Source organism: Curtobacterium sp. Leaf183 (genome assembly GCF_001424385.1).
GTDB lineage: Bacteria > Actinomycetota > Actinomycetes > Actinomycetales > Microbacteriaceae > Curtobacterium.
The window spans coordinates 72,166-98,052 of the sequence record NZ_LMPO01000001.1; the positions used below are offsets into that span (position 1 = coordinate 72,166).

Genomic DNA, 25,887 nt, shown 5'->3' on the forward strand with positions numbered 1-25,887 from the left:
ATCATGACGTTCGCGGACACGCGCCCCATCCTCGACCAGCTCGGGTACACCATCCGGTACGTGCAACTCCCCGGGGAGACCCTGCACGAACCGCCCGTCGAGGGGGCGCTCCGCATCGTCCCCGCCGACGGCGCGGACACCTTCGCGCTCGAGGTCGTCGACTACGGCACCGCCCGTCGTCTCGCGACCGCACGCGGCGAGGACGACGCGGTGGAGATGCTCCGGCGCTTCCTGAACCGTCCGTTCCCGGCACCGCGCGACCTGCCGCGGCACGAGCTCGACGGGCTGCGGGACCGCGCTGCCTCGACGTACCCGCAGCTCGCGCAACAGGTCGGGCAGTCCGGGCCAGACGGCCTGACGATCCAGATCCCGGCCGGCGTCCCCGTCGACCGCATCGGTGGACCGGACGGCTACCTGCTGCACCCGCTCGACACCCCGATGCCCGCGCGCTCGCTGCCGCCGCACGTGACGGCCGCGCCCGAGGTCCACCGCTACGTGGTCGACCGTCCGTTCCTGGTCTCGGTCCGTTTCGTGGCGCCGTGGTTCGACCAGCCCGGCGGCGCGCTGCGCTTCCAGATCGCGAACCCGACCACGACGATCCGCGACCTCGTCGTCGACGGCTCACTCGTGCGGGTCCGCGCCGTCTGACCGACCACCACCACGAGGAAGGGCCCCGGCGTTCGCCGGGGCCCTTCCTCGTCGTCGCGCGGGTCAGCCGCGGCCGGGCTCGTCGAAGCGCTGCCCCTCGGGGTTCGACGGCAGGAGCGCGAACACGATGCCGACGATGCCGACGAAGACCGCGATGATCCACAGGGCACCGGGCAGGTTCGCGTCGTGCAACCGGCGCCAGCCGAGCGCGAGGCTCGGCACGATCGTCGCGAGCCCCCACAGGGCTCCGAGGATGACGGGGAGCGCGATCAGGGGTGAGGTCGAACTGGTCGAGGCCTGCACCCCGGTCGCGCTGCTCGACGCCGAGCCGGTGCCGGTCCCGATCACGATCGCCAGGAGCAGCCCGTAGATGACGAACAGCACGATCGCGTTCGCCAGGACCCACCACCAGTACTCGCTCCGGCTGGCACGCCCGTCGAACCGCGCGTACTTCTTCCAGAACCGCGCGGCGGCCTTGGGGAACGAGATGCCGTACCACGGTGCCCAGAGGGGCGGTGCCCCGTCCGGGCCGACGGGTGCCGAGCCCCCGTACTGCGGTGCGTGGCCCGGACCGGGCTGCTGACCGTACTGGTTCGGTTGGCCGTACGGGTTCGGCTGACCGCCGGGCTGCTGCCCGTACGGGTTCTGCGGCGGGTACTGGTCGGTCACGGGGTCCCCCTGGTGGTCGAGTGGTGGTCGTGCACGAGTCAACCAGACACGCGGCGCACCGGAGCGTCCCCGACTACCCCCGATCGGGTCGGTCGTACCGCTGCCCCTCGGGACGGGAGCGCTGCAGCACCATGATGAACAGCACGATCCAGCCGATGATCGGGATGACACCGATGACCCACCACCAGCCGCTGTGGCCCGCGTCGTGCAGACGGCGCATCAGCAGCGCGATCGAGGGCAGCAGGATCGCCAGACCCCACAGCGTCGCCGGCAGGACCGCGACGAAGTTGTCCGAACTGGCTCGGACGCCGAAGTAGCCGGTGCTGGTCGAGGTGACGGTCGTGCCGGTGGCGCTGGCGAGGATGCCGTCGAGGATGTTCACGACGATGCTCGCCAGGAACGCCCAGAGGACCCACCACCAGAACTCGCTGCGGCTGGCACGCCCGTCGAAGCGGACGTACTTCTTCCAGAAGCGTCCGAAGGCCCGCCCGAACGAGATGCCGTACCACGGCGCCCACAGCGGCGGTTCGCCACCGTTGCCGACCGGTGCCGGTGCGCCGTACTGCGGCGTGTGGGCCGCACCGGGCGGCTGCGCATACGGGTCCTGCGGCGGGTACTGGTCGGTCACGGGGTCCCCCTCGGGGTCGAACGGTCGTCGCCTGCGAGTCAACCAGACGACCTGGCCAGCCGTCCCGACGCCGACCGTCCCGACGCCGACCATCCCGACGCCGGCCGCCCCGACGCCGGCCGTCCCGACGCCGACCATCCCGACGCCGACTCAGGGAACCGACCCCGGCTCAGGGAACCAGTGCCAGCTTGCCCCCGGGGTGCCCGGACTCGAGCAGCTCGGCCGCCTCGCGGGCCTGCGCCAGCGGGAACGTCCGGGCGACCGGGACCTCGAGCTGGCCCGCAGCCGCGAGGTCGATCAGCCGCTGCCGCACCGAGTCCCGGAACGCCTTGCTCTCGGGCTGCGCTCCCCCGACCATCGGGATGCCCTCGGCGGCCGCACGCTGCTGCGCGGCGATCGTCACGATCCGGCTCCGGTCGGCCACCAGCGCCAACGAGACGTCGATCGCCTCGTCGGTGCCGACGCAGTCGATGGCCACGTCGATGCCGTCGGGTGCGAGGTCACGCACCCGGGCCTCCAGACCGTCGCCGTAGGCGATCCACTCGCCGCCGTACCGCCGGACGGTGTCCGCACCGCGTTCGGACGCCGTGCCGATGACGCGGACGCCCAGTGGGCGCAGCTGCTGCAGGACGCTCACGCCGACCGCGCCGGACGCGCCGTGCAGCAGGACCGTGTCCCGCCCGGAGACCCGGGTCACCCGGATCACGTCGGGGGCCGTCGTGCCGGCCAGCAGCAGGTTCGCGGCCTGCGGGAAGTCGAGGGACGCGGGCTTGGCGAACACGTCGGCAGCGGGCACCGTCAGCTCCTCGGTCCAGCCGCCGGACACCCGGAACGCCAGGACCTCGTCGCCGACGGCACCCCCTCCGGAGGCGATCTCGGTGTCGGGACCGATCGCGCTGACCACACCGGCGACCTCGTAGCCGATCGCGATCGGGTAGGCCGACGAGTCGGCGGCGCGCGTGTGCTTCGTGTCGGCGGGGTTCATGCCGGCGGCCCGGACGGTGATCGTGACCTCACCCGGCCCCGGCGGCCGGACGTCGACGTCGATGGACTCCAGGACCTCGCTCGCGCCGGGACGCGGCGCCACCCACTGCTTCGTCATGCACCGGACGCTACGCCCCGCCGCGGTACCCTCGGCTCCGTGTCGTCCCCCGAGCCCTCCGCTGCGCGTCCACCTCGGGCCGCGGTCGTCGTCAACCCGTCGGGCATCGACGTCCGCGTGCTCCGCGCCGCGGTGACGACCGAACAGGAGACCCTCGGGTGGGCCGACACCCGCTGGTTCGAGACCGCCCGGGACGACGACGGCCGCGCGGCGGCACGCGCGGCGCGGGACAGCGGTGCCGACGTGGTGCTCGTGGCGGGTGGCGACGGCACGCTCCGGGTCGCCGCCGAGGAGCTGCACGAGTCCGGCATCCCGCTCGCCCTGGTCCCGACCGGGACGGGCAACCTGTACGCGCGGAACCTCGGGGTGCGCCTGAACGACGTCACGGGGGCGGTCCGCAGGGCCTTCCACGGAGCCGACCGGCAGGTGGACATCGCCTTCGCGGACCTCACGCGGGCCGACGGTGCCACGAGTCGGCACGCCTTCCTGGTGATGGCGGGCATCGGCCTCGACGCGAGCATGGCGGCGAACACGAACGCCCGGCTCAAGAAGCACTTCGGCTGGGTCGCGTACTCCGACCCGATCGCGCGGTCGGTGCTCGGGAACCGCCGCATCGAACTGCGCTACCGGTTGGACGACGCGCCGGAGCGGAGCATGCGCGCGCACACCGTCATCGTCGGGAACTGCGGCACGCTGACCGCCGGCGTGCTCCTGCTGCCGGCGGCGCGGCCCGACGACGGGGTGCTCGACGCCGTCGCGTTCCGGCCGGACGGCGCGATGGGGTGGACCAAGGTCGGCTGGGGACTGTCCATGAACCGGTTCCACCACCGCACGCGCTTCGGACGCCTGCTCGCGTGGTTCCTCCCGAAGTCGCGCGCACTGGGCTACACGACCGCCCGGCGGCTCGCGATGACGCTCGACGAACCGCAGCAGGTCCAGCTCGACGGCGACCCGTTCGGCACCGTGGTGCAGGCGGTCCTGACGGTCCGCCACGGCGGGCTGACGCTCCGGGGCGCCTGAGGCGCGACCCCCTGACGGACAGGAGGCCCGGTGCCAGCTGGCACCTGGGCCTCCCGTCCTGTCAGGGGGTCGCGTCGGACCGTCAGGCGCGCGCGGACCGCACCCGCTCGGCGAAGGCGGCGTGCAGCGGGTGCTGCTGCTCGAGGCCCGTGATCTGCGTCACGACCTCGGCGTCGGACTGGTCCGAGGCGAGCAGCGCCTGCAGTTCGACGCTCTGTTCGTCGTCGGGGACGTCGAAACGGAGCGCCGCACCCATCGCGCCGAGCAGCGCAGTCGGCTCGGTGCCGTCCTCGGCCAGCGCGGCAGCGGGTGAGACGAAGCGCTCGTCGCGGGACAGCTTGCGGAGCGGCTGCCGGCCGACACGGGTGACCGTGTCGGGCAGGTGCACGTTCTCGAACCGGGCGATGATCGCCTGCACGTAGGCGCAGTGCACCTCGGGGTCGAGCTCGTGCCGACGGACCAGCAGGTCGCTCGTCTCGGCGAGCACCGACTCCAGCTCGGAGCGCACCGCGGGGATCGCGATCGCGTCGGAGATCTTGTCCGCACCGGCGAGGAAGCCGTGGTACGCGACGGTGGCGTGGCCCGTGTTGACGGTGAAGAGCTTGCGCTCGATCGAGGCCGCGAGCCCGTCGACGTAGTGCGCGCCGGGGATCTCCGGCTCGTGCCCGCCGAACGGGGTGCGGTCGATCGCCCACTCGAAGTAGGTCTCGACCGTGACGTCGAGGCCGCCGTCGGCAGCCTGGGCCGGGACGATGCGGTCGACCGCGGTGTTCGCGAAGACCGCCTTGGCGAGGGCCTGGTCGCGGGTGTCGGCCGGGAGCGCGTCGACGACGAAGCCGCGCAGGATGTCGGTGGCGTTGAGCGCGTTCTCGCAGGCCATCACGGCGATCGGGGCCGCGTCGGCATCGCGTGCGGCGAGGCCCTTCGCGATGACCGGTGCGATGAACTTGAGCACATTCGGCCCGACGGCGCACGTGACGACCTCGGCGGTGGCGATCGCGTCGACCACGGCCTGCTCGTCCTGCGCGCTGTTCAGTGCGCGGAAGCCAGTGACCTCGTGGTCCTGGGCGTCCTGGCCGACCTCGTGCACGGTGTACGAGTCCGCCGCGGCGAGGGCGTCGATGAGCGGGGCGGCGACGTCGGCGAAGACGACCTCGTAGCCCGCCTGGTGCAGCAGCAGCCCGACGAACCCGCGGCCGATGTTGCCGGCGCCGAAGTGGACCGCGGTGCGCTGTCCGTCGCTCACTCGTTGACCTCGCCCAGGATCGCGAGGATCGCCGCGGTGTCGGGGGCGTCGGTCAGCTTGGCGACCTCGTCCTCGTCGGAGAACACGATCGCGATCTTGGAGAGGATGTCGAGGTGCTCGTTGTTGACGCCGGCGATGCCGACGACGAACCGGACCTCGTTGCCGTCCCAGTCGATCGGCGCCGCGTAGCGGATGAACGACAGCGCCGAGGACTTGATGGCGTCCTTGGCGTCGTTCGTGCCGTGCGGGATGGCGAGGAAGTTGCCCATGTACGTCGAGACGCTCTTCTCGCGCTCGAGCATCGCCGGGTAGTAGTCCGCCGTGACCGCGCCCGCAGCCTCGAGGATCTCGGCAGCCTCCTTCATCGCCTCCGACTTGGTCGGGGCGGTGTCCTCGGTGTGGATCCGGATCTGGCTCTCCTGCAGGACGGGCATCGGGGGTTCTCCTTCGTTCGTGGATCGTGATGACGAGAGGGGACGGTCGCCCGTCCCCTCTCCATCGTGCTCTCGTTGACTGGTCGTCGGACCAGCGGTCGTTACTGGTTCTTCAGCTGCTCGACGACCTGGTCGTACTGCGGTGCGTTCATGAAGTTGCCGACCGACACGTGCTGTGCGTTCGGGTTCTTCTGCTTCGCGCGGTCCGTCAGTTCCTCCTGCGTGATGATGAGGTCCTCGTCACCCGTCAGGTTCGCGATGGCCTTGTTGACGACGGTGACGCCCTCGATGCCGGCCTTCTTCACCTTGTTGCGCAGGACGCTGGCGCCCATCGCGCTGGAGCCCATGCCGGCGTCGCAGGCGAACACCACGTTCTGCGCGCGGGTGGCCGTCGCGGTGCTGGCCGAGCCGACGCCGCCGAGGGATGCCTCGGCCTCTTCCTCGTTGGCGGGCGAGTTGTTGCCGAGCAGGCCGGCGGTCGCGGCGTTGACGTCGCGGCCCTTGTTCGCCTGCAGCTTGGCCATCGCGGCGCTCATGTCGCCGCCGCCGTTCGCCAGGTCGCGCTTGCGGGTCGTGATGAGGAAGAACGACGCGACGGCGAAGGACACCGCGGCCGACAGCACCACGGACAGGATGACGCCGAGGAAGCTGTTGCGCTCCGTGGCGCCGAGCACCGCGAAGATCGAACCCGGCGACGCAGGCGCGACCAGACCGGACTTGAACGCGACGTTCGTGGCGACACCGGTCGCACCACCGAGGATGACGGCGATGAACAGGACCGGCTTCTGCAGCACGTACGGGAAGTAGATCTCGTGGATGCCGCCGAAGAACTGGATGATGATCGCGCCGGGAGCGGTCGAGCGGGCGATGCCGACACCGAAGAAGGTGAAGGCGAGCAGGATGCCGAGGCCGGGGCCGGGGTTCGCCTCGAGCAGGAAGAGGATGCTCTTGCCGGACTCCTGGACCTGCTGCGCGCCGAGCTGGTCGAGCACGCCGTGGTTGATGGCGTTGTTGAGGAAGAACACCTTGGCGGGCTCGATGATGATGCTCGCGACGGGCAGCAGGGAGTGCTGGACGAGGAAGTTCACGGCGTCGCCGAGGCCCTCGGCGATGAGCTTGAACAGCGGCGCGAGCCAGAAGAACCCGATCATCGCGAGCACGAAGCCGAGGATGCCGGCCGCGTAGTTGTTGACGAGCATCTCGAAGCCCGGCTTGATCTTGCCGTCCCAGATCTTGTCGATCTGCTTGATCAGGTACGCGCCGAGCGGCCCGCAGATCATCGCACCGAGGATCATCGTGGTGCCCGAGGCCCCGACGATGACGCCCATGGTCATGATCGAGCCGACGACCGCGCCGCGGGTCTCGTAGACCATCCGGCCGCCCTGGATCGCGATCGCGAGCGGGATCAGGTAGGTCAGGATCGGGCCGACGAGCCCGGGGTTGGCGACCCCGGCGGTCTCGCCGAAGCCACCGAGGACGCCGACGGGCGTCCAGCCGGTCTGGATGAAGAACGCGGTGATGATGCCCCACGCGATGAAGATCGCGATGTTGGGCATGACCATGCCGGAGAGGAACGTGCCGAACTTCTGGACGGCGACGCGTGCGCCTCCCCGCGACTTCGCGGGAGCGTCAGGCGCTGCAACGGACGACGTTGTCATGTGCGGTGACTTTCTGTGTGGTGGTGCTGCTGCGTGGAGGGTGACGGGTTGTGGAGCAGGGGCTAGACGGCGTGCGCGGCCGCCGCGGCGGACTTGGCAGCCGCCGCCGTGGACGCGGCGAGTGCCGCCCGGGCCATCTCGCGGGCTTCGTCGAGCGTGTGCCTGCCGAGTTCGGCGCGCACGTCGGCGAGGGCCGCGGGGGTCATGGAGAGGGTGGTGGCGCCGAGGCCGACCAGGACGACGGCGAGCAGCGGGTCGGCTGCGGCCTCGCCGCAGATGCCGACTCCCTTGCCCGCGTCGGCACCGGCGCTGCCGAGCTGCGCGACGAGGCGCAGGACGGCCGGGTGCCACGGGTCCTGGTACGACGCGACGGTGCCGAGCATGCGGTCGGCGGCCATCGTGTACTGGGTCAGGTCGTTCGTGCCGATCGACACGAAGTCGGCGGACTGGAAGACCTGTTCGGCCAGGAGCGCGAGCGAGGGGACCTCGGCCATCACGCCCGCGGTGCGGATCCCGAGCTCGCGGGCCAGGTCGACGAAGTACTCGGTCTCCTCGGCGTCGGCGACCATGGGGGCCATCACCCACAGGTCCGCTTCGGTCTCGGCATCGGCCTGGGCGAGGGCGGTGAGCTGGTCGCGCAGCACCTCGGGGTGGTTCCGGAGCGCGCGGAGCCCACGCCGGCCGAGCGCCGGGTTCTCCTCGTCCTTGTCGGTGAGGAACGGCAGCGGCTTGTCCGCACCGGCGTCGAGCGCCCGGACGACGACCTTCTTGCCGGGGAACGCGGCGAGGAGCTGGCGGTAGGACTCCTGCTGCTCGGCGACCGTCGGTGCCTTCGGCGAGTCGAGGAAGAGGAACTCGGTGCGGAAGAGCCCCACGCCCTCCGCACCGAGAGCAACGGCGCCCGCGGCGTCGGCGGGGCTGCCGAGGTTCGCCAGGAGCGGCACGAGGTGGCCGTCGGACAGGGCACCGGCGGTGAGCGGTGCGGCTGCGGCGGCGAGGCGGTCGGCGATGCGCTGGTCGACGTCGGCGACGAGCTCCGGCGAGGGGTCGGTCACGACGGTGCCGGCCGCGGCGTCGACGACGACGTGGGTGCCGTCGGACAGGTCGTCCGCGCCGGTCACCCCGACGATCGCGGTGATGCCCTTGGCACGGGCGAGGATCGCCGTGTGCGAGGTCGGGCCGCCGTCGCGGGTGACGAGTGCGAGGACCTTGTCGAGGTCGAGGAGTGCGGTGTCCGCCGGCGCGAGGTCACGGGCGACGAGCACGAACGGGGTGTCCGACTCGGGGACACCGGGGGCGTGCACGCCGCGGAGCTTGGCGATGATGCGCTGGGCGACGTCGTCGAGGTCGGTCGCCCGCTCCCCCATGTACCCACCCATCGAGACGAGCAGGTCGCGGAACTGGCCGAACGCCTCGAACACGGCGCGCTCGGCGTTGGTGCCGCCGTCGACGCGGGCGTGCACGTCGTCGAGCAGCGTCGGGTCCTGCGCCATGAGCGCCTGGGCCTCGAGCACGGCCTGGGCATCGCCACCGGCGAGCTGCCCGCGCTTGTTGAGGTCCTCGGCCACCGCGGCGAGCGCCGCGTGCACGGACTGCTTGGCGTCGTCCGCCGAGCCCTCGAGTGCCGCCGTCGACGGTTCGCCGAGCGGGTCCGCCATGCGGAGCACGGGGCCGTGGGCGACGCCACGGCCGACGCCGGTTCCGAGCAGTTCGGGCATTCGAGACTCCTTCATCTCACGCGCGCTTGCGGTGGGGTGGTTCGGTTCGGTGCTGCGCACACGAAGCGGACCACGTCCGTGCGGCTGTGGAGCACACTACATCGATCCGCGTTGACAAACAAACACATCCGGGGATAAAAATACACAAACAGATGCCCGTTTCCGTCTGGAGTCCCCCCCACTCCGGGGCTCCTCCGGCGGAATCTGCCCGTCCGTGTCCGTTCCGCCCCGATCCGAGCCCGACGACGAGGTCCCATGTACGCACCAGAGCGCCACCAGCGCATCGTCGACCAGGCGCGTGCCGCTGGCCGGGTCGACGTCAAGGACCTCGCCGAGCTCCTCGAGGTGACCCCGGAGACGATCCGTCGCGACCTCACCTCGCTCGAGCGCCGCGGACTCGTCCGCCGCGCACACGGCGGTGCCATCCCGGTCGAGCGCATCACGCTGCACCCCGGGGTCGGCGACCGCGGCGGCATCAACCAGACCGAGAAGATGGTCATCGCCGAGGCCGCACTCGAGGAGCTCCCCGAGAACGGCTCGATCATGATCGACGCGGGCACGTCGACGATCTGCCTGGCCGAGATGCTGCCGACCGACCGCGGGCTGACGGTGGTCACCCACTCGCTGCCGGTCGCGATGGCGGTGGCGAACCGCGCGGGCATCGACCTGCACCTGCTCGGTGGCAACATCCGCAGCGACTCGCTCGCGGGCGTCGGCACCTGGACGCACCAGCTGATCGGGATGGTCAGCGTCGACGTCGCGTTCATCAGCATCAACGGCATCACCCCCGAGCGGGGCTTGACGACCCACAACATGGCCGAGGCCGCGGTCAAGTCCGCGATGATCAAGTCCGCGCGCCGGAGCATCCTGCTGGCGGACCACACGAAGTTCGGTCGCGAGGAGTTCGGCCGCGTCGCACCCCTGGCCGCGATCGACACGATCATCACCGACCCCGGTGTGAACCTCGACCTGGTCCGCGAGGTCGAGGCCGCCGGCACCGAGGTGTTCTGGCCTGGCCGTCCCTGACCGTTCCGTCCGACCCACCCCCGGCCGCTCGCTACCATGAGCGCACCACCCATCGACGAGGAGTCAATCGATGTCCGAAGCCACCCGCACCGTCACCGTCGCCAGCGGATCCGGGCTGCACGCCCGCCCGGCGTCCCTGTTCGTCCAGACCGTCACCGCGTCGGGCCACCAGGTCACGATCACCAAGGGCGACAAGTCCGCCAACGCCGGCAGCATCCTCGGCCTGCTCGGCCTGGGCGTCGAGAACGGCGACGAGGTCACGCTGACGGTGTCCGGCGACGACGCCGAGACCACCGCGGACAGCCTGGTCGAGTTCCTGAAGACGGACCACGACGCGGCCTGACCGCGACCGTCGCGTCAACCGCGACCACCTGTCTGACGGGAGGCCCGGTGCCAGCTGGCACCGGGCCTCCCGCGCGCGCTCCGCATGTTGCGACGCGCCAGCGGCGCGCGGCGCCAGCGCCGACCGAGCCTGCGAGGTCGGTCGTCCTGTACGTCCCACCCCGCCGATAAGGTGGTCGGCATGACCCGCCTGCGCCTCGCATCCGTCAACGTGAACGGCGTCCGCGCCGCCTTCCGCAAGGGCATGGGCGACTGGCTGGCCACGCGTGACGTCGACGTGCTGGCGCTGCAAGAGGTGCGCGCGTCGACCGACGACCTGACCGGGCTGCTCGGCGACGAGTGGGACGTCGTGCACGACCCCGCATCGGCCAAGGGCCGCGCCGGGGTCGCCATCGCGTCGAAGCACCGGGCGCACATCCACCGCGTCGAGCTCGGCCCGTCGGAGTTCGACTCCGCCGGTCGCTGGCTCGAAGCGGACTACGAGATCGGCGGCACCCTCGTGACGGTGGTGTCGACGTACGTGCACTCGGGCGAGGTCGGCACCGACAAGCAGGAGCAGAAGTGGCAGTTCCTCGACGCCATGACCGAGCGGCTGCCCGCTCTGCGCGCCCACAACCCGCTCGCGGTCGTCGTCGGTGACCTGAACGTCGGGCATGACGAGCGTGACATCAAGAACTGGAAGGGCAACGTCAAGCGTGCCGGCTTCCTGCCGCGGGAGCGCGCGTACTTCAGCCGCTTCTTCGGCGCCGAGGGCACCGATGTCACCGGGGCGGACGACTCCACCGGGCCCGGTCTCGGGTGGGTGGACGTCGGTCGCGACCAGGCGGGCGACGTCGACGGTCCGTACACGTGGTGGTCCTGGCGCGGCCAGGCCTTCGACAACGACTCCGGCTGGCGCATCGACTACCAGATGGCCACGCCCGAGCTCGCGGCGAAGGTCCGTTCGTACACGGTCGACCGCGCCGACGCGTACGACCAGCGATGGTCCGACCACGCCCCCGTGGTCGTCGACTACGAACTCTGACTCCCCCACCTCCCAGCACGTCACGTACAGGACCCGCACCATGACCAAGACCCGCATCTTCTCGGGCATCCAGCCGTCCGCCGGCTCGCTCCACCTCGGCAACTACATCGGGGCGCTCATGCAGTGGCGCGACCTGCAGGACGAGCACGACGCGATCTACTGCGTCGTCGACATGCACGCCATCACCTCGCCGCAGGACCCGGCGGAACTCCGCGCGAGCACCCGGGCGACCGCGGCGCAGTACATCGCCTCGGGCATCGACCCGTCGAAGTCCACCCTGTTCGTGCAGTCCCACGTGCCGGCGCACGCCGAGCTCGCCTGGGTCCTCAACACGCTGACGGGCTTCGGCGAGGCCAGCCGGATGACGCAGTTCAAGGACAAGTCCGCGCGCCAGGGTGCCGAGGCGGCGTCGGTGGGCCTGTTCACCTACCCCGTGCTGATGGCGGCGGACATCCTGCTCTACGACACCGCCGTGGTGCCGGTCGGCGACGACCAGCGCCAGCACGTCGAACTCACCCGCGACCTGGCCAACCGCTTCAACTCCCGGTTCGGCGAGACCTTCGTGGTGCCCACCGCGCAGATCGGCACCGAGACCGCACGCATCTACGACCTGCAGGACCCCACGAGCAAGATGAGCAAGTCCGCCGCGTCGGACAACGGTCTCGTCCGCCTGCTCGACGACCCGAAGCGCACGGCCAAGAAGATCCGCTCCGCGGTGACCGACACTGAGCGCGAGATCCGGGCCGACCGTGCCGCCAAGCCCGGGGTGACGAACCTGCTGGCGATCCTGTCGGCGTTCACGCGCACGCCGGTCGCGTCGCTCGAGGACGCGTTCGCGGGCAAGGGCTACGGCGACCTCAAGGCCGCGGTGGCGGACGCCGTCGTCGCCGAGATCGAGCCGGTGCGTGCCCGCACGCTCGAGCTCCTCGACGACCCGGCCGAGCTCGACCGACTGCTCGCCGTCGGTGCCGACCGCGCGTCCGCGATCGCCGAGGACACCCTCGCCCGGGTGTACGACCGCATCGGCTTCGTGCCGCGCGGTCGTCGCTGACGTGCTGCCCGTCACGCTGCGCTCGGAGCGGGTGCTGCTCGAGGTCCCGACGCGCGCGGACACCGTCGCGATCACCGAGGGCTGCCAGGACCCCGAGGTCGTCCGTTGGACCACGATCCCCACGCCGTACCGGCCGCAGGACGCGAACGCCTTCGTCGACGCGCTCGTCGGGCCCGGCTGGGCGTCCGACCGCGAGTACACCTGGGCGATCCGGCGACCGGGCTCGACGTGGCTCGACGGCGTGGTCTCGTGGCGCACCGAGCGGCGCGACCTCGGGTTCTGGCTCGCGCCGTCGGCACGGGGCCGTGGCCTGGTGCACGAGGCGGTGTCGCTCGTCGTCGACTGGGCGTTCGACCGCGGGGCGCCCGACGTGTCGTGGGAGTGCTACGTCGGCAACACGGCGTCGGCCGCCGTCGCCCGTCGCGCCGGCTTCGCCTACACCGGCACCGGCGACGCGGACATCCCCAGCCGCGACGGTGGCCCCACGCCGGCGTGGAAGGGACTGCTCCGTGCCGACGGGGTGCCCGCGTCGGACCTGCCCTGGCCGACCGAATCGTACGGCGCCGGGCGTCCAGAGGCCGGTCACGCCGGTAGTCTCGGTCCGTGAACGAGCGAACGTCGTCAGGGGCGTCCGCGACCGAGGTCCAGGCCATGCGCCGTGGTCTCGAGCTCGCGGCCCAGGGACCCGTCGTGGGCGACCACGCCCGGGTCGGTGCCGTCGTGCTCGCTCCGGACGGCACCACGCTGGCCGAGGGCTGGCACCGCGGTGCCGGCACACCCCATGCCGAGGTCGACGCGATGTCGCGGCTCACGCCGGACCAGCTCCGGGGTGCGACCGTCGTCGTCACCCTCGAACCGTGCGACCACACCGGCCGGACCGGGCCCTGCTCGGTGGCGCTCATCGAGGCCGGTGTCGGTCGGGTCGTGTACGCGATCGACGACCCCGGTCCGCAGGCGCACGGCGGTGCCGACCGACTCCGCGCGGCCGGCGTCGACGTCGTGTCCGGCGTGCTCGCCGACCAGGCGTCCGCCTTCCTCGAGCGCTGGCTGCTGTCGGTCCGCCGGGGGCGCCCGTGGGTGACCGTGAAGTGGGCGTCGAGCCTCGACGGCCGCACCGCCGCGGCGGACGGCACGAGCCGGTGGATCACCGGCGCGGCCGCCCGGCAGCACGTGCACGAGCAGCGCGCCGCGCACGACGCGATCCTGGTCGGGACCGGCACCGTCCTGGCGGACGACCCGTCGCTGACCGCGCGGGGTGACGCCGGCGAGTTCCTGGCCGACCAGCCGCTGCCCGTCGTGCTCGGCGACCGTGCCGTGCCCGGCGACGCCGCCGTCCGCGCACACCCGCGCGGGCTGGTGCACCTGCCCGGCCACGACCTCCACGTCGCGCTGGGCTCGCTTGCGGACCGGGGCGTCCGCACGGTGTTCGTCGAGGGTGGCCCCACCGTCGCGTCCGCCTTCATCGCGGCTGGACTCGTCGACGAGGTCCTCGTCTACCTGGCCCCGGTGCTGCTCGGCGGTCCGCGTGTTGCACTTTCCGACATCGGCGTGGGAAGCATGAACCAGCGTCTGCGGTTGGACGTACTATCGACCACCAGCCTCGGCCCCGACCTGCTGGTGCGTGCACGACCCGTCCGTGTCGACTCCCGCCGACACCACGACGAGCACGCTGACGACGGGGCCCGTACCGACCGGAGCACCCCATGACCGACGCACTGACCTCTCCCGTCCCGGGCAGCCCGGTCCGGTTCGAAGTCGCCACGAACGTCCCGACGACCCACGGCACCTTCGAGATGCGCGCCTACCGTGACCTGGTCACCGGGGCCGAGCACGTCGCCGTCATCGGTCTGACACCTGACGGCGACGCTCCCGTCGACGGCGCCCTCGTCCGCGTGCACTCGGAGTGCCTGACGGGCGAGGCCTTCGGGTCGCTCAAGTGCGAGTGCGGTCCGCAGCTCGACGCCGCCCTCGACACGATCGCGGCCGAGGGCGGCGTGGTCGTCTACCTGCGCGGGCACGAGGGCCGCGGCATCGGTCTCGTGAACAAGCTCAAGGCGTACCGCCTGCAAGAGGACGGCCTGGACACGCTCGACGCCAACCTGGCGCTCGGGCTGCCGGCGGACTCGCGGGCGTACGGCGGCGCAGCCGGCATCCTCGCCGACCTCGGCATCCACCGCGTGCGACTGCTGTCGAACAACCCGGAGAAGCAGCGTCAGCTCGAAGAGCACGGCATCGCGGTCGACACCCTCGTGCCGCTCGTCGTCGGCATCTCCGTGCAGAACGCCGGGTACCTCGACACCAAGCGCGACCGGATGGGCCACCAGCTCCCCGAGCACCTGGAAGCCGGCGCACACCAGTAGCCACCGGCACCGGCAGACCCTCGGCGGATTCGCAGGTCCACGACATCCGTCGTACACTGGGCCTCCCCGTCACGAGCGGCCCACCACCACCCGAACGCACCCGACCGAGCAGCCGCCCACCTCGCGGCCCGGTCCGAGTCCGCCGTTCGCGCCCTCTGCGTCCCACGACGCTCTCCTCGGAGTCGCCCGCATGTCCGCCACCTCGGCTGCCCCCGCACCCACCCAGAAGACCAACCCGCGCTCCCGCGTCGTCGTCGCGAGCCTGATCGGCACGTCGATCGAGTTCTACGACTTCTACGTCTACGCGACCGCCGCGGTGCTCGTCTTCCCGACGCTCTTCTTCCCGAACGAGGACCCGACCGCGTCGCAGCTGTCCTCGTTCGTCACGTTCGCCCTCGCGTTCTTCGCGCGACCGGTCGGGTCGGTCCTCTTCGGCCACTTCGGTGACCGCATCGGCCGCAAGACCACGCTCGTCGCGTCACTGCTGGTCATGGGGACCGCGACGTTCCTGATCGGCTGCCTGCCGACGTTCGACTCGATCGGCATCTGGGCGCCCGTCCTGCTCGCGGTGATGCGCTTCGCCCAGGGTGTCGGCCTCGGCGGCGAGTGGTCCGGTGCAGCGCTCCTGGCGACCGAGAACGCCCCCGAGGGCAAGCGGGGTGTCTTCGGGTCGATGCCCCAGCTCGGCGCGCCGATCGGCTTCCTGCTCGCCAACGGCCTGTTCATCGCGATCAACGCCGCGATGCCGGCCGGCGCGGACGGCACGCCGAACCCGGACTTCCAGGCGTGGGGCTGGCGCCTGCCGTTCCTGCTCTCCGCCGTGCTCGTGCTCGTCGGCCTGTACGTCCGGTTCCGCCTGGTCGAGTCGACCGTGTTCCGCGGGGTGCAGGAGTCCGGCACCGTCGCGAAGGTGCCGCTCGGCCGGGTGTTCCGCACCTCGTGGAAGGCGCTCATCGTCGGCACCTTCGGCATGGTCGCCACGTACGTGCTGTTCTACTTCATGACGACGTTCACGCTGTCCTACGGCACGACGGGGTCCACCGCCTCGGCGCTCGTCCCGAAGGTCGGGCTCGGCTACTCGCGCGGCGAGTTCCTCACCCTGCTCATGATCGGCGTGGTGTTCTTCGGCATCTTCACCCCGATCGCCGGCATGCTCGCGGACCGGTTCGGACGTCGTCGCACGCTGATCCCGACCACGATCGGCATCGCCCTGTTCGGTCTGACGTTCCAGTTCTGGTTCGCCGCCTCGACCGGACCGATCACCGTCGTGACGTTCCTGATCGTCGGCCTGTCGCTGATGGGCCTGACGTTCGGCCCGATGGGTGCGCTGCTGCCGGAGCTCTTCCCGACGAACGTCCGGTACACGGGCTCCGCGCTGGCCTACAACGTCGCGTCGATCCTGGGCGCCTCGCTGGCGCCGACCATCGCCCTGGCGCTGTGGAAGCCGGACGGCGACATCTTCCTCGTCGGGCTCTACCTGACCATCGCAGCCGTGGTCACCCTCGTCGCGCTGCTGCTCGTCCGGGAGACCCGCGGCACCGACTGGAGCGCGGCCGACGCGGGCGCGGCGCGGAGCGCCGAGCCGACGGACGCGAGCCGCACGCCGTAGTCCGGACCTCCGAACGGACGGGAGGCCCGGTGCCAGCTGGCACCGGGCCTCCCGTCCGTCTCGGTGCGGCCCGAACCCGAGGAGCGACAGGAGCGACGTCGTACGACAGCGACGATGTCGCATGAGTGGCACCTGGCGCATGGAGTGCCGCCGAGACGACAGACCCGCAGTCGTACGACATCGACGATGTCGTTCGGCGTCGGCACCCCCGCGGCCCCCGCCTGCGCGTCAACTCAGGTTGACGCGTGTCGGTACGTCAATGTAGGTTGACATGCATGGACCGGCCGACCATCACGCACCTCGCCGCCGGGGCCAGCGGGGACGACCCGTTCGACGCCCTGGCCAGCGTGCGCGAGCTCCGACGCGAGCTCGACCGGACCGAGGAACTCGCCGCCCGGCGGGCTCGGAACGCCGGTGCGTCGTGGCAGGAGATCGCCACGCTCCTCGGCGTCAGCCGCCAGGCAGTGCACAAGAAGTACGGCAGAAACTAGGACACGATGAGCCTCCCCTTCGCCCGCCCCAAGAAGACCGACGGCCCCCGCGCCACGTTCGGCCGGCTGCTGTCGTACCTGTTCGAGAACAAGCCCGCGATGGTCGTCATCATCGTGCTCAGCGTCCTGGGTGCGGGCGCCTCCCTGGCGCAGCCGCTGCTCGTGAACCAGGTGATCACGGCGGTGCAGCACGGCAACACGCTGAGCATGCTCGTGTGGTTGCTGGTCGGGCTCGTCATCGTCTCCGGGCTGCTCAACGGCATCCAGCACTTCCTGCTGCAGCGTGCGGGGGAAGGCGTCGTGCTGTCGACCCGCCGCAAGCTCATCGCCCGGATCCTCAACCTGCCGATCTCCGAGTTCGACACGCGCCGCACCGGTGACCTGGTGTCCCGGGTCGGCAGCGACACGACCCTGCTGCGGGCCGTGCTGACCCAGGGCCTCATCGAGTCGATCGGCGGCTCGCTCACCTTCATCGGCGCGATCATCGCGATGGCGGTCATCGACCCGCTGCTGCTCGGCATCACCCTCGCCATCGTGCTCGTCGCCATCGTCGTCGTCGGCGGTCTGAGCCGCCGGATCCGCGTCGCGTCGAAGCGTGCGCAGGAGAAGGTCGGCGACCTCACCGCGGCCGTCGAGCGCGGCATCGGTGCCGTCCGCACCATCCGCGCCGCCGGTGCCACGGAGCGCGAGGTCACCGAGGTCGACACCCACGCCACCGAGGCGTACCGCCGCGGTCTCGACATCGCGAAGATGTCCGCGTTCGTCGTCCCCGTCGCGAGCATCGTGATGCAGGTCGCGTTCATCGCCGTCCTCGGCGTCGGCGGAGCCCAGGTCGCCGCAGGCACGATCACCATCGCCACGCTCATCACGTTCATCCTGCTGCTCTTCATGATGATCATGCCGCTCGGCCAGGCCATGGGTGCCGCGGTCGCCGTCGCCCAGGCGCTCGGCGCGCTCGGCCGGATCGAGGAGATCCTGCACCTGCCCACCGAGGACCAGGACGACGCGGCCGTCCGCCCCAGCGCCGCGATCGCGACCGACGACGCGATCACCTTCGAACACGTCACGTTCCGGTACGCCCGGTCCGCTGACGCGTCCGGTCCCGACGGCGCGGTCGCGTCCGGTCCGGACGGCGCGGTCGCGTCCGGTGACCGTTCCGACCACCCAGCAGGCCGCGCCCCGGCCGCCGACGCGCCCGACGCCGAGCAGGCGGTGCTGCACGACGTCTCCTTCCGGGTCCGCCGCGGTTCGCGTGTCGCTCTCGTGGGTCCGTCCGGTGCCGGCAAGTCGACGACCCTCGCCCTGATCGAGCGCTTCTACGACCCGACCGACGGGGTGATCCGCCTCGGTGGCATCGACGTCCGTGGCCTCGACCGTGACGAGCTCCGTGCCCAGATCGGGTACGTCGAACAGGACGCCCCCGTGCTGGCCGGCACCATCCGCGCGAACCTGCTGCTCGGGTCGCCGAACGCATCCGAGGACGACTGCGTCCGCGTGCTCGAGGCCGTGAACCTCGGTGACGTCCTGCACCGCGACCCCCGCGGGCTCGACGCCCAGGTGGGCGAGGACGGTGTGATGCTCTCCGGTGGCGAGCGCCAGCGCCTGGCGATCGCCCGTGCGCTGCTCGCCGCTCCCCCGATCCTGCTGCTCGACGAGTCGACCTCGTCGCTCGACGGTGTCAACGAGCAGAAGATGCGTCTGGCGATCGACGCCGTCGCCGAGGACCGCACCCTGCTCGTCATCGCGCACCGGCTGTCGACGGTGGTGGACTCGGACGTCATCGTGGTGCTCGAGCACGGGCGCGTCGTCGGGGTCGGGACGCACTCCGAGCTCGTCGAGTCGACCCCGCTGTACCGCGACCTGGCGAAGCACCAGCTCCTGGTCTGAGGCCGACCCGTCTGCGCGGCCTCCGTCAGACCAGCGCTCCCCCGGGCCGCCCGATGCCCTCGTCCATGTCGCTCTGGTCCACGTGCCCACCGGCGTCGGCGATCTCCGCCAGCGCGGTGGCGCTCCGCCCCGGATCGACGCCGACGACCAGGTCGCGGAGGACGACGACGTCGAGCCCCGCGCGCAGGCCGTCCTGCGCGGTGGCCCGGACGCAGTGGTCGGTCGCGATGCCGACGATCGCGATCTCGTGGACCGCGCGGTCGAACAGCACGTCAGCGAGGTCCTGACCGGTGTCGGTGGTCCCCTCGAACGCCGAGTACGCCGGCTCGCCCTGGCCCTTCATCACGTGCACGTCGATCGGCGCCGTGTCGAGCTCGGGGTGGTACTCCGCCCCCGGCGTCCCGGCGACGCAGTGCACGGGCCAGGTGGTGACGAAGTCCGGTTCGACGCCGACGGCGAAGTGCCCGCCGTTGTCGTCGTCACCGTGGTGCCAGTCGCGCGACCCCACGATCAGGTCGTACTCGTCGCCGTGCCGGGCGAGGAAGGCGGAGATGCGGCCGGCGAGTGCCTGTCCTCCGGTGACGCCCAGCGCCCCGCCCTCGGTGAAGTCGTTCTGCACGTCCACGACGATGAGTGCCCGGGTCATGGACCCATCCAACACGGCCCGGCGTGCCGGTCGGTCGGGGGTCAGCTGTTCGTGAGCCTGTTCCCACAGGTGTACGCGGCCGCCGTCACGGCGTCGAGCGCCGGCAGCGCCGCGGCCCGCGACGACCCGATCGCGTAGAACGCGAAGGTCAGCTTCGTGCCGTCGGCGGCGTCGATGTAGCCGCCGAGCGTGTTGGCACTGTCGATCCACCCGGTCTTCGCGTGCACCTTGCCCCGCGCCACGGCGTTCGCCCCGGTGAAGCGGCTGGACAGCGTGCCGGACTGTCCGGAGACGGGGAGCGACTGCGCCAGGGTGTCGAGGCCCTTCGCACCCGCCGCCACCTGCACCATGAGGTGCGCGACGAAGTCCGGCGACACCGCGTTCGCAGCGCTCTCGCCCGAGCCGTCCTTGATCACGATGCCCGACGGGTCGACCCCGTACGACGACAACGCCTTCTGGTACACGCTCGTCAGCGACGCAGCGGAGCCGCCTGCGCCGGACTCGCGCGAGGAGATGCGGGCGAGCATCTCGGCGAGGGTGTTGTCCGAGTTCGGAATCATCTGCCCGATCAGGGTGGAGACGGGCTGCGAGTCCACCTGGGCGATCGTGGACTGGCTGGTGGTCGCACGCTTGACGATCTGCGCGCTGCCGGCACCGACGACACCGGCGTTCGCGAGGGCGGTGCGGAAGGCGGCACCAGCACGACCCACCGGGTCCTCGGAGCGCGGCGAGGTCGCGGCGCCGGGGTTCGCCCGGTCACCGTCGACCATGAGCGCCGTGACCTCGGGCTGGTACCCGATCGTCCGCTCGCTGACCGGCCAGGTCGGGTCCCAGGCGTCGGCGTCGTTCCAGTAGGTGTCGTCGGTGACGATGGTCGTGACGGGTGCGTCGCCGAGCTTGGCCTTCACCTGCTGCGCGAGCTGGCCGAGGGTCGGGGCGCCGGGGTAGACGGTCGCGCCGCCCGCGGACAGCGTGGCGTCACCGTGGCCGACGATCGCGATCGACCCGTTGCCCTCGTCCGTGACCGTCGTGGGGATGGTGTGGCCGCCGCCGAGGACCGCGAGGGCAGTCGCCGTCGTCAGGGTCTTCATCACGCTGCCGGTCTGGGCAGCGGTGTCGCCCTTCCGCGAGAACAGCATCTCCCCGGTGGCGGCGTTCATCACGTACCCCTCGAAGTCGCCGAGGCCGGACGCCGACGCGGCACTCGCGATCGAGCACGTCCGCAGCGCGCTGGGGCCCGGGGCGTCAGCCGGGACCGTCCGCGGCGGGACGGTGGCCGACGGTGACGGCGCGGCCGAGGCGCTCGTCCGCGCGCTCGGGCTCGTCGACGCCGACGCGACCGGTGCCCGTGCGGCGGTGGGCGCCGTGGCCGATGCGACCGCGACCGCTCCGCCGGACCCGAGCACGAGCACGGCGGCCAGACCGCCGATCACCCAGGGCACGGGCTTGCGGGCGATCGATGCACGGATCGCGGCGAAGGCCCCGCTCAGCCGTGCGGGCACGGACGGTCGGTCGGGTTCGGACGGTTGCTCGGACATCGCAAGCGATCCTACGGAACTGCGGCAGGAGCCTCCAGACCGGTTCCTGCGGTCACCCGCCCGGCTGCCGACGTCACCGCGCGGCGGGGGCCTCGTCCGCGGCGTAGCGGACGCCGACCTGGCGCCGTGCCTCGTCCATCGCGCGCATCACGGCGATGGTGCCGTCGGGCGTCATCGCCGTGGCCTCGTGGTCCCCCGACGTGACCATCGCCTCGAAGGCGCGGACCTCGTGCGCGTAGCCGGTGAGTTCCTCTCGGCTGTCGAACTCCTCGACCACCGCACCGTCGCGGTCCCGGATCCGCCAGGTCGTCGGGGTGTACCAGGTCGCGTCGAGGTCGATCCGGCCGTCGTCGCCGATCACGGACGCCGTGTTCGGGCTCCGCACGTCGAGGGCGAAGTGCACGAGCGACTGCGCGCCGCCGTCGTGGGTCATCACGATGCCCATCTGGGTGTCGACCCCCTGTTCGCTGAGCGTGCCGGCCGCCGCCACGGCAGTCGGCGCACCGAGCACGTCGATCGCGAACGAGATCGGGTAGACGCCGAGGTCGAGGATCGCGCCGCCGCCGAGCGCCGGGTCGTTGAGGCGGTGCGACGGGTCGCTCGGCAGGGCCTGGTGGTGCGACGCCTCGACGATGCGGGGCCGGCCGATGCGCCCCTCGGCGACCACCTGGCGGAGCATCGTCATCTGCGGCAGGAAGCGTGTCCACATCGCCTCCATGACGACGACACCGCGCGCGCGGGCCGCGTCGACGACCCGCTGGGCCTCGTCCGCCGTGATGGTGAAGGCCTTCTCCACGAGCACGTGCTTGCCTGCCTCGATCGCGAGCAGCGCGTCCTCGGCGTGGCGGGAGTGCGGGGTCGCCACGTAGACGGCGTCGACCTCGGGGTCGGCGACGAGGTCCGCGTAGCTGCCGTGTGCGCGCGGGATGCCGAACTCGGTGGCGAACGACTGCGCGCTCTCGCGCGTGCGACTGCCCACCGCGACGAACGCCACCCCCGCACGAGTGCAGTCGCCGACGAAGGACCGGGCGATGCCGCCCGTCCCGATGACTCCCCATCGAACGGTCATGCGGCATGTCTACCAGGTGGCCCTCCACAGCCACGTCCGGTGCGGGACGTCGTCCACGTCATCGCGGACCAGTGGACTACCCGGCTGACTGCCAGCTAGCGTGCTCCTGCGTCCCCCGCTCGGGGGTCGACAACCGAAGATCAGGAAACCCATGCGCCGTATCGCGTCCACGTCCCGGTTCCTCTCCGTCGCGGCTGTCGGGGCCGTGCTCATGATCACCTCGACCGTCGTCGGGGGCGCTCCCGCGTCGGCACACGGCTGGGGTCCACCCGGTCACGGCGCAGACCCGGACGCCGGACTCACCCCACGCACGTCGTTCACGATGGCGCCGGACGGGTCCTCGGGCGCCACGCAGGGCGGTGAGGGCATCCCCAACATCGACTCCGACAAGAAGACCATCGCGACCTACTACGGCGACCCCGGTACGGGTCTGGCCGACCGGACCGACTCGCCGTACATCCGCGAGGTGCGCGCGATCGTCGACCGACAGACACGGCAGCTCCGACAGATCCACGACCGCGCGGTCCGGCACGGTGAGAAGCCGGCGATCGTGCTCGATGCCGACGACACCACGCTGTGGACCTACGACATGGAGGTCGCCGACATGCACTTCGTCTTCGACCCGGCCGAACAGGACGTCTGGGTCCAGGACCAGCGCTTCCCCGCCGTCCCGTCGATGGTCGGCTTCGTGAACACGGCATCGAGCATGGGGTTCACGGTGTTCGGGCTGACCGGACGCAACGACGACCAGAAGGCCGCCACCCTCGCGAACCTGACGAAGGTGGGCTACCAGGGGTTCACGTCGGACGACTTCTTCACGAAGTGGACCGGCAAGGGCGACAGCACCCAGCCCGCCTGGATCACGTGTGCGACGGCGTCCTGCACGACGGTCGAGTACAAGGCGCAGACGCGCAGGCACATCGAGCAGGACCTCGGGTACGACATCACGCTCAACGTCGGCGACCAGTGGAGCGACCTGCAGGGCGGGTTCGCGGACCGCTCGGTCAAGCTGCCGAACCCGACCTACTACCTCCCCTCGACGAACCTGCCCGGAGTGTCGGAACCACGGCTCGCGCCGCGCACCCGGTTCACCATGGCCGCTGACGGTTCCTCGGGCGCGACCCAGGGTGGCGAGGGGATCCCGAACATCGACTCGGTCAAGAAGACGATCGCCACGTACTACGGCGATCCCGGCACCGGCATCGCGGACAAGACCGACTCGCCGTACATCCGCGAGATGCGGTCGATCGTCGCCCGTCAGGCGCCGGTCATCGCCGCGCAGTGCGTCGTCGCCCGGCACCAGCACCGGAACCCGGCGATCGTCCTCGACGCCGACGACACCACGCTGTGGACGTACGACATGGAGGTCGCCGACATGCACTTCGTCTTCGACCCCGCCGAACAGGACGTCTGGGTCCAGGACCAGCGCTTCCCCGCCACCCCCTCCATGACCTCGCTGGCCGGGGTCGCGCAGCGCGCGGGGTGCACGGTGATCGGGCTGACCGGACGCAACGACGACCAGAAGGCCGCGACGATCGCGAACCTGCAGAAGGTGGGCTACCCACAGATCACCGCCGAGCAGCGCGGGACCCAGACCTACTACACGAAGTGGACGGGCATCGGCGCCTCCCAGCAGCCTGCGTACATCACGTGCGCGTCCGCGAAGTGCACCACGGTCGAGTACAAGGCGCAGACGCGGGCGCACATCGAGACACCGAGCGGGGGACGGTACGACATCGTCGCGAACGTGGGTGACCAGTACAGCGACCTGCTGGGCGGCTCGGCCGACCGGGCGGTGAAGCTGCCGAACCCCACGTACTACCTGCCGTGAGCGCGTAGCGTCGCAACGACCAGGGGTCGTACCGGACTGGAGGCCCGTGGCCGACCGCCACGGGCCTCCAGTCCGGCCCCGGTCCGGTCAGGAGCCACGGCACGGCACCCGGCCGGTTCCGCTCCGTGCCCTGCACGGGACTCGCGAGGAGGCGCCGACTGTGGACGAACCAGAACCGTGGTGGACCGGAGCGGTGGTCTACCAGGTCTACCCGCGCAGCTTCGCGGACGGCAACGGCGACGGGATCGGGGACCTCGCCGGGCTCCGGCGTCGCCTGGACCACATCGCCGACCTCGGTGTCGACGTCGTCTGGCTGTCGCCCGTGTACCGGTCCCCGCAGGCGGACAACGGCTACGACATCAGCGACTACGAGGACATCGACCCGCTGTTCGGCACCCTGGACGAGTTCGACGCGCTGCTGGTCGAGGTGCACCGCCACGGCATGAAGGTGGTGATGGACCTCGTCGTCAACCACTCGAGCGACCAGCACCCCTGGTTCCAGGCCGCCAAGCTGTCCCGCACCTGCCCCAAGCACGACTGGTACATCTGGCGCGACCCGGTGGACGGCCACGAACCGAACGAGTGGCGCGCGGCGTTCGGCGGCCCGGCGTGGTCGTGGGACCCCGGTACCGGTCAGTACTACCTCCACATGTTCACGCCGCAGCAGCCCGACCTGAACTGGGACAACGCGGACATGCGGGACGCCGTGTACACGATGATGAACCACTGGCTCGACCGGGGAGTCGACGGCTTCCGGATGGACGTCATCAACCACATCGCCAAGGACCCGGCGGCACTCGCGGACGGCAGTGCGGCGTACGTCATGCAGCCGCGCATCCACGACCACCTGCAGGAGATGCACGAACGCGTGTTCGCCGGTCGTGACGCGCTGCTGACGGTCGGTGAGATGCCGGGCGTGACCGTCGAGGACGCGGTCCTGTTCACGGACCCCGAACGGCACGAGCTCGACATGGTGTTCCAGTTCGAGCACGTCGGGCTCGATCACGGACCGACGTCCAAGTTCGACAACGAGCCGTTCGACCTGGTGGCGCTCAAGGCCTCGCTCGCACGCTGGCAGACCGGCCTGGCCGACACCGGGTGGAACTCGCTGTACCTGGCCAACCACGACCAGCCGCGTCCGGTGTCCCGCTTCGGCGCCGCTGCCGTCGCCGCCGCGCACGGGTTCCGGGCCGACCCCTTCGACCTGCGCTACGAGTCGGCGACCCTGCTCGCGACGGTCCTCCACCTGCACCGCGGGACGCCCTACCTGTACCAGGGCGACGAGATCGGCATGCTGAACGCGGGGTTCACCGCCATCGACGAGTACCGCGACATCGAGTCGCTCAACTGGTTCCGGGGCGTCGTCGGGCGGGGCATGCCCGTCGACGACGCACTCCAGGCGCTGGCGGTCCGCAGCCGTGACAACGCCCGCACGCCGATCCCGTGGGACGACGCGACGCCGGCCGGCGGGTTCTCGGACGTCGAACCGTGGATCGGCATGGGCCAGGGCTGGCCGCGGGTCACCGTCGCGTCGGACCGAGCCGCCGGGGAGCGCTCGGTGTACGAGCACCACCGCAGGCTGATCGCGCTGCGACATGACTCCAGGACCGTCCGCGTCGGCGACTTCACCCTGCTCGAGGCGGACCACGCGGCGCTGTGGGCGTTCACCCGGTCGCTCGAGGACGCCGCGGAGCCGGGGCTGGTCGTCGTGGCGAACCTGTCCTCCTCGAGGATGACGCTGCCCGACGCCGTCGCGGAGCGTCTCGGTCGCTGCGTGCTGGGGAACCTCGGCGTCCCCGCACCGGACGACGCCCGATCACTGCAGCCCTGGGAGGCGCGGGTGCACGAGGACCTGGGCTGACGTCGCACCGCTGATCTCACCCTCGCGGG

23 protein-coding genes and 1 pseudogene are annotated in these 25,887 nt (G+C 71.3%); 14 read left to right on the plus strand and 10 right to left on the minus strand.

Annotation, left to right across the window (positions count from 1 at the left end; all coding sequences use genetic code 11):
* The first annotated feature begins 3 nt into the window (after positions 1-3).
* Positions 4-648, plus strand: a complete 645-nt coding sequence (locus tag ASG04_RS00305) for a TNT domain-containing protein (RefSeq protein ID WP_056118641.1) — start codon at positions 4-6, stop codon at positions 646-648.
* A gap of 63 nt (positions 649-711) precedes the next feature.
* On the opposite strand, the gene ASG04_RS00310 is transcribed toward ASG04_RS00305, so the two are convergent.
* The 3 genes from ASG04_RS00310 to ASG04_RS00320 all read right to left on the minus strand — a co-directional run bounded on the left by ASG04_RS00310 (position 712) and on the right by ASG04_RS00320 (position 3,047).
* A complete protein-coding gene (locus ASG04_RS00310) occupies positions 712-1,317 on the minus strand; it encodes a DUF805 domain-containing protein (RefSeq protein ID WP_082517684.1) in 606 nt (201 codons plus the stop codon).
* A gap of 73 nt (positions 1,318-1,390) precedes the next feature.
* Complete coding sequence (locus tag ASG04_RS00315) at positions 1,391-1,945, minus strand: DUF805 domain-containing protein (protein WP_082517760.1); 555 nt, start codon at positions 1,943-1,945, stop codon at positions 1,391-1,393.
* Between the two features lie 169 nt (positions 1,946-2,114).
* Positions 2,115-3,047, minus strand: coding sequence for an NADP-dependent oxidoreductase (locus ASG04_RS00320; protein WP_056118645.1), 933 nt, complete (start codon positions 3,045-3,047; stop codon positions 2,115-2,117).
* A 39-nt stretch (positions 3,048-3,086) separates the two neighbouring features.
* Here ASG04_RS00320 and ASG04_RS00325 point away from each other — a divergent pair, with 39 nt between their 5' ends.
* On the plus strand, positions 3,087-4,067 hold the full coding sequence (locus ASG04_RS00325) for a diacylglycerol/lipid kinase family protein (protein ID WP_056118647.1): 981 nt from the start codon (positions 3,087-3,089) through the stop codon (positions 4,065-4,067).
* 82 nt (positions 4,068-4,149) lie between these two features.
* On the opposite strand, the gene ASG04_RS00330 is transcribed toward ASG04_RS00325, so the two are convergent.
* From ASG04_RS00330 to ptsP, 4 genes are all read right to left on the minus strand, one after another.
* A complete protein-coding gene (locus ASG04_RS00330) occupies positions 4,150-5,313 on the minus strand; it encodes a mannitol-1-phosphate 5-dehydrogenase (RefSeq protein WP_056118648.1) in 1,164 nt (387 codons plus the stop codon).
* The gene (locus ASG04_RS00335; protein WP_056118651.1) at positions 5,310-5,747 is read right to left on the minus strand and encodes a PTS sugar transporter subunit IIA; all 438 of its coding nucleotides are present in this window, start codon (positions 5,745-5,747) and stop codon (positions 5,310-5,312) included. The genes ASG04_RS00330 and ASG04_RS00335 overlap by 4 nt, the downstream gene beginning before the upstream one ends.
* 101 nt (positions 5,748-5,848) lie before the next feature.
* Positions 5,849-7,405, minus strand: coding sequence for a PTS mannitol transporter subunit IICB (locus ASG04_RS00340; RefSeq protein ID WP_056118654.1), 1,557 nt, complete (start codon positions 7,403-7,405; stop codon positions 5,849-5,851).
* Between the two features lie 62 nt (positions 7,406-7,467).
* Complete coding sequence (ptsP, locus tag ASG04_RS00345; RefSeq protein ID WP_056118657.1) at positions 7,468-9,123, minus strand: phosphoenolpyruvate--protein phosphotransferase; 1,656 nt, start codon at positions 9,121-9,123, stop codon at positions 7,468-7,470.
* A gap of 255 nt (positions 9,124-9,378) precedes the next feature.
* Between ptsP and ASG04_RS00350 the strand changes: the two genes are divergently transcribed.
* The 10 genes and pseudogenes from ASG04_RS00350 (at position 9,379) to ASG04_RS00395 (ending at position 18,913) form a co-directional block, all read left to right on the plus strand.
* Positions 9,379-10,149, plus strand: coding sequence for a DeoR/GlpR family DNA-binding transcription regulator (locus tag ASG04_RS00350; protein ID WP_056118659.1), 771 nt, complete (start codon positions 9,379-9,381; stop codon positions 10,147-10,149).
* A 70-nt stretch (positions 10,150-10,219) separates the two neighbouring features.
* Positions 10,220-10,492 carry an HPr family phosphocarrier protein gene (locus ASG04_RS00355; RefSeq protein ID WP_056118665.1) on the plus strand — a complete coding sequence of 91 codons (273 nt, stop codon included), beginning with the start codon at positions 10,220-10,222 and terminating at the stop codon, positions 10,490-10,492.
* A 180-nt stretch (positions 10,493-10,672) separates the two neighbouring features.
* Positions 10,673-11,515, plus strand: a complete 843-nt coding sequence (locus tag ASG04_RS00360; protein ID WP_056118668.1) for an exodeoxyribonuclease III — start codon at positions 10,673-10,675, stop codon at positions 11,513-11,515.
* Positions 11,516-11,555: 40 nt separating this feature from the next.
* Positions 11,556-12,566 carry a tryptophan--tRNA ligase gene (gene trpS / locus ASG04_RS00365; protein WP_056118672.1) on the plus strand — a complete coding sequence of 337 codons (1,011 nt, stop codon included), beginning with the start codon at positions 11,556-11,558 and terminating at the stop codon, positions 12,564-12,566.
* Between the two features lies 1 nt (position 12,567).
* On the plus strand, positions 12,568-13,173 hold the full coding sequence (locus tag ASG04_RS00370; protein ID WP_056118675.1) for a GNAT family N-acetyltransferase: 606 nt from the start codon (positions 12,568-12,570) through the stop codon (positions 13,171-13,173).
* A gap of 44 nt (positions 13,174-13,217) precedes the next feature.
* Entirely contained in the window at positions 13,218-14,273 is a 1,056-nt protein-coding gene (gene ribD, locus ASG04_RS00375; protein WP_056118678.1) for a bifunctional diaminohydroxyphosphoribosylaminopyrimidine deaminase/5-amino-6-(5-phosphoribosylamino)uracil reductase RibD, read from the plus strand.
* Positions 14,274-14,287: 14 nt separating this feature from the next.
* Positions 14,288-14,926: pseudogene (ribA, locus tag ASG04_RS00380) on the plus strand (GTP cyclohydrolase II); the annotation flags it as partial.
* Between the two features lie 190 nt (positions 14,927-15,116).
* Entirely contained in the window at positions 15,117-16,535 is a 1,419-nt protein-coding gene (locus ASG04_RS00385; protein WP_056118682.1) for an MFS transporter, read from the plus strand.
* 275 nt (positions 16,536-16,810) lie between these two features.
* Complete coding sequence (locus ASG04_RS00390; protein ID WP_056118685.1) at positions 16,811-17,026, plus strand: hypothetical protein; 216 nt, start codon at positions 16,811-16,813, stop codon at positions 17,024-17,026.
* A gap of 6 nt (positions 17,027-17,032) precedes the next feature.
* Positions 17,033-18,913 (plus strand): ABC transporter ATP-binding protein, encoded by a 1,881-nt coding sequence (locus ASG04_RS00395; RefSeq protein ID WP_056118686.1) that lies wholly within the window; start codon positions 17,033-17,035, stop codon positions 18,911-18,913.
* 25 nt (positions 18,914-18,938) lie between these two features.
* Here the strand turns inward: ASG04_RS00395 and ASG04_RS00400 are convergent, their stop codons facing one another.
* The 3 genes from ASG04_RS00400 to ASG04_RS00410 all read right to left on the minus strand — a co-directional run bounded on the left by ASG04_RS00400 (position 18,939) and on the right by ASG04_RS00410 (position 22,166).
* The gene (locus ASG04_RS00400; RefSeq protein WP_056118690.1) at positions 18,939-19,559 is read right to left on the minus strand and encodes an isochorismatase family protein; all 621 of its coding nucleotides are present in this window, start codon (positions 19,557-19,559) and stop codon (positions 18,939-18,941) included.
* A 41-nt stretch (positions 19,560-19,600) separates the two neighbouring features.
* The gene (gene dacB / locus ASG04_RS00405; protein ID WP_056118693.1) at positions 19,601-21,097 is read right to left on the minus strand and encodes a D-alanyl-D-alanine carboxypeptidase/D-alanyl-D-alanine-endopeptidase; all 1,497 of its coding nucleotides are present in this window, start codon (positions 21,095-21,097) and stop codon (positions 19,601-19,603) included.
* 73 nt (positions 21,098-21,170) lie between these two features.
* Entirely contained in the window at positions 21,171-22,166 is a 996-nt protein-coding gene (locus ASG04_RS00410; protein ID WP_056118696.1) for a Gfo/Idh/MocA family protein, read from the minus strand.
* 151 nt (positions 22,167-22,317) lie between these two features.
* Between ASG04_RS00410 and ASG04_RS00415 the strand changes: the two genes are divergently transcribed.
* The gene (locus tag ASG04_RS00415; RefSeq protein WP_056118699.1) at positions 22,318-23,997 is read left to right on the plus strand and encodes an HAD family acid phosphatase; all 1,680 of its coding nucleotides are present in this window, start codon (positions 22,318-22,320) and stop codon (positions 23,995-23,997) included.
* Between the two features lie 160 nt (positions 23,998-24,157).
* Positions 24,158-25,858 carry an alpha-glucosidase gene (locus ASG04_RS00420; protein WP_056118702.1) on the plus strand — a complete coding sequence of 567 codons (1,701 nt, stop codon included), beginning with the start codon at positions 24,158-24,160 and terminating at the stop codon, positions 25,856-25,858.
* Positions 25,859-25,887 lie beyond the last annotated feature (29 nt).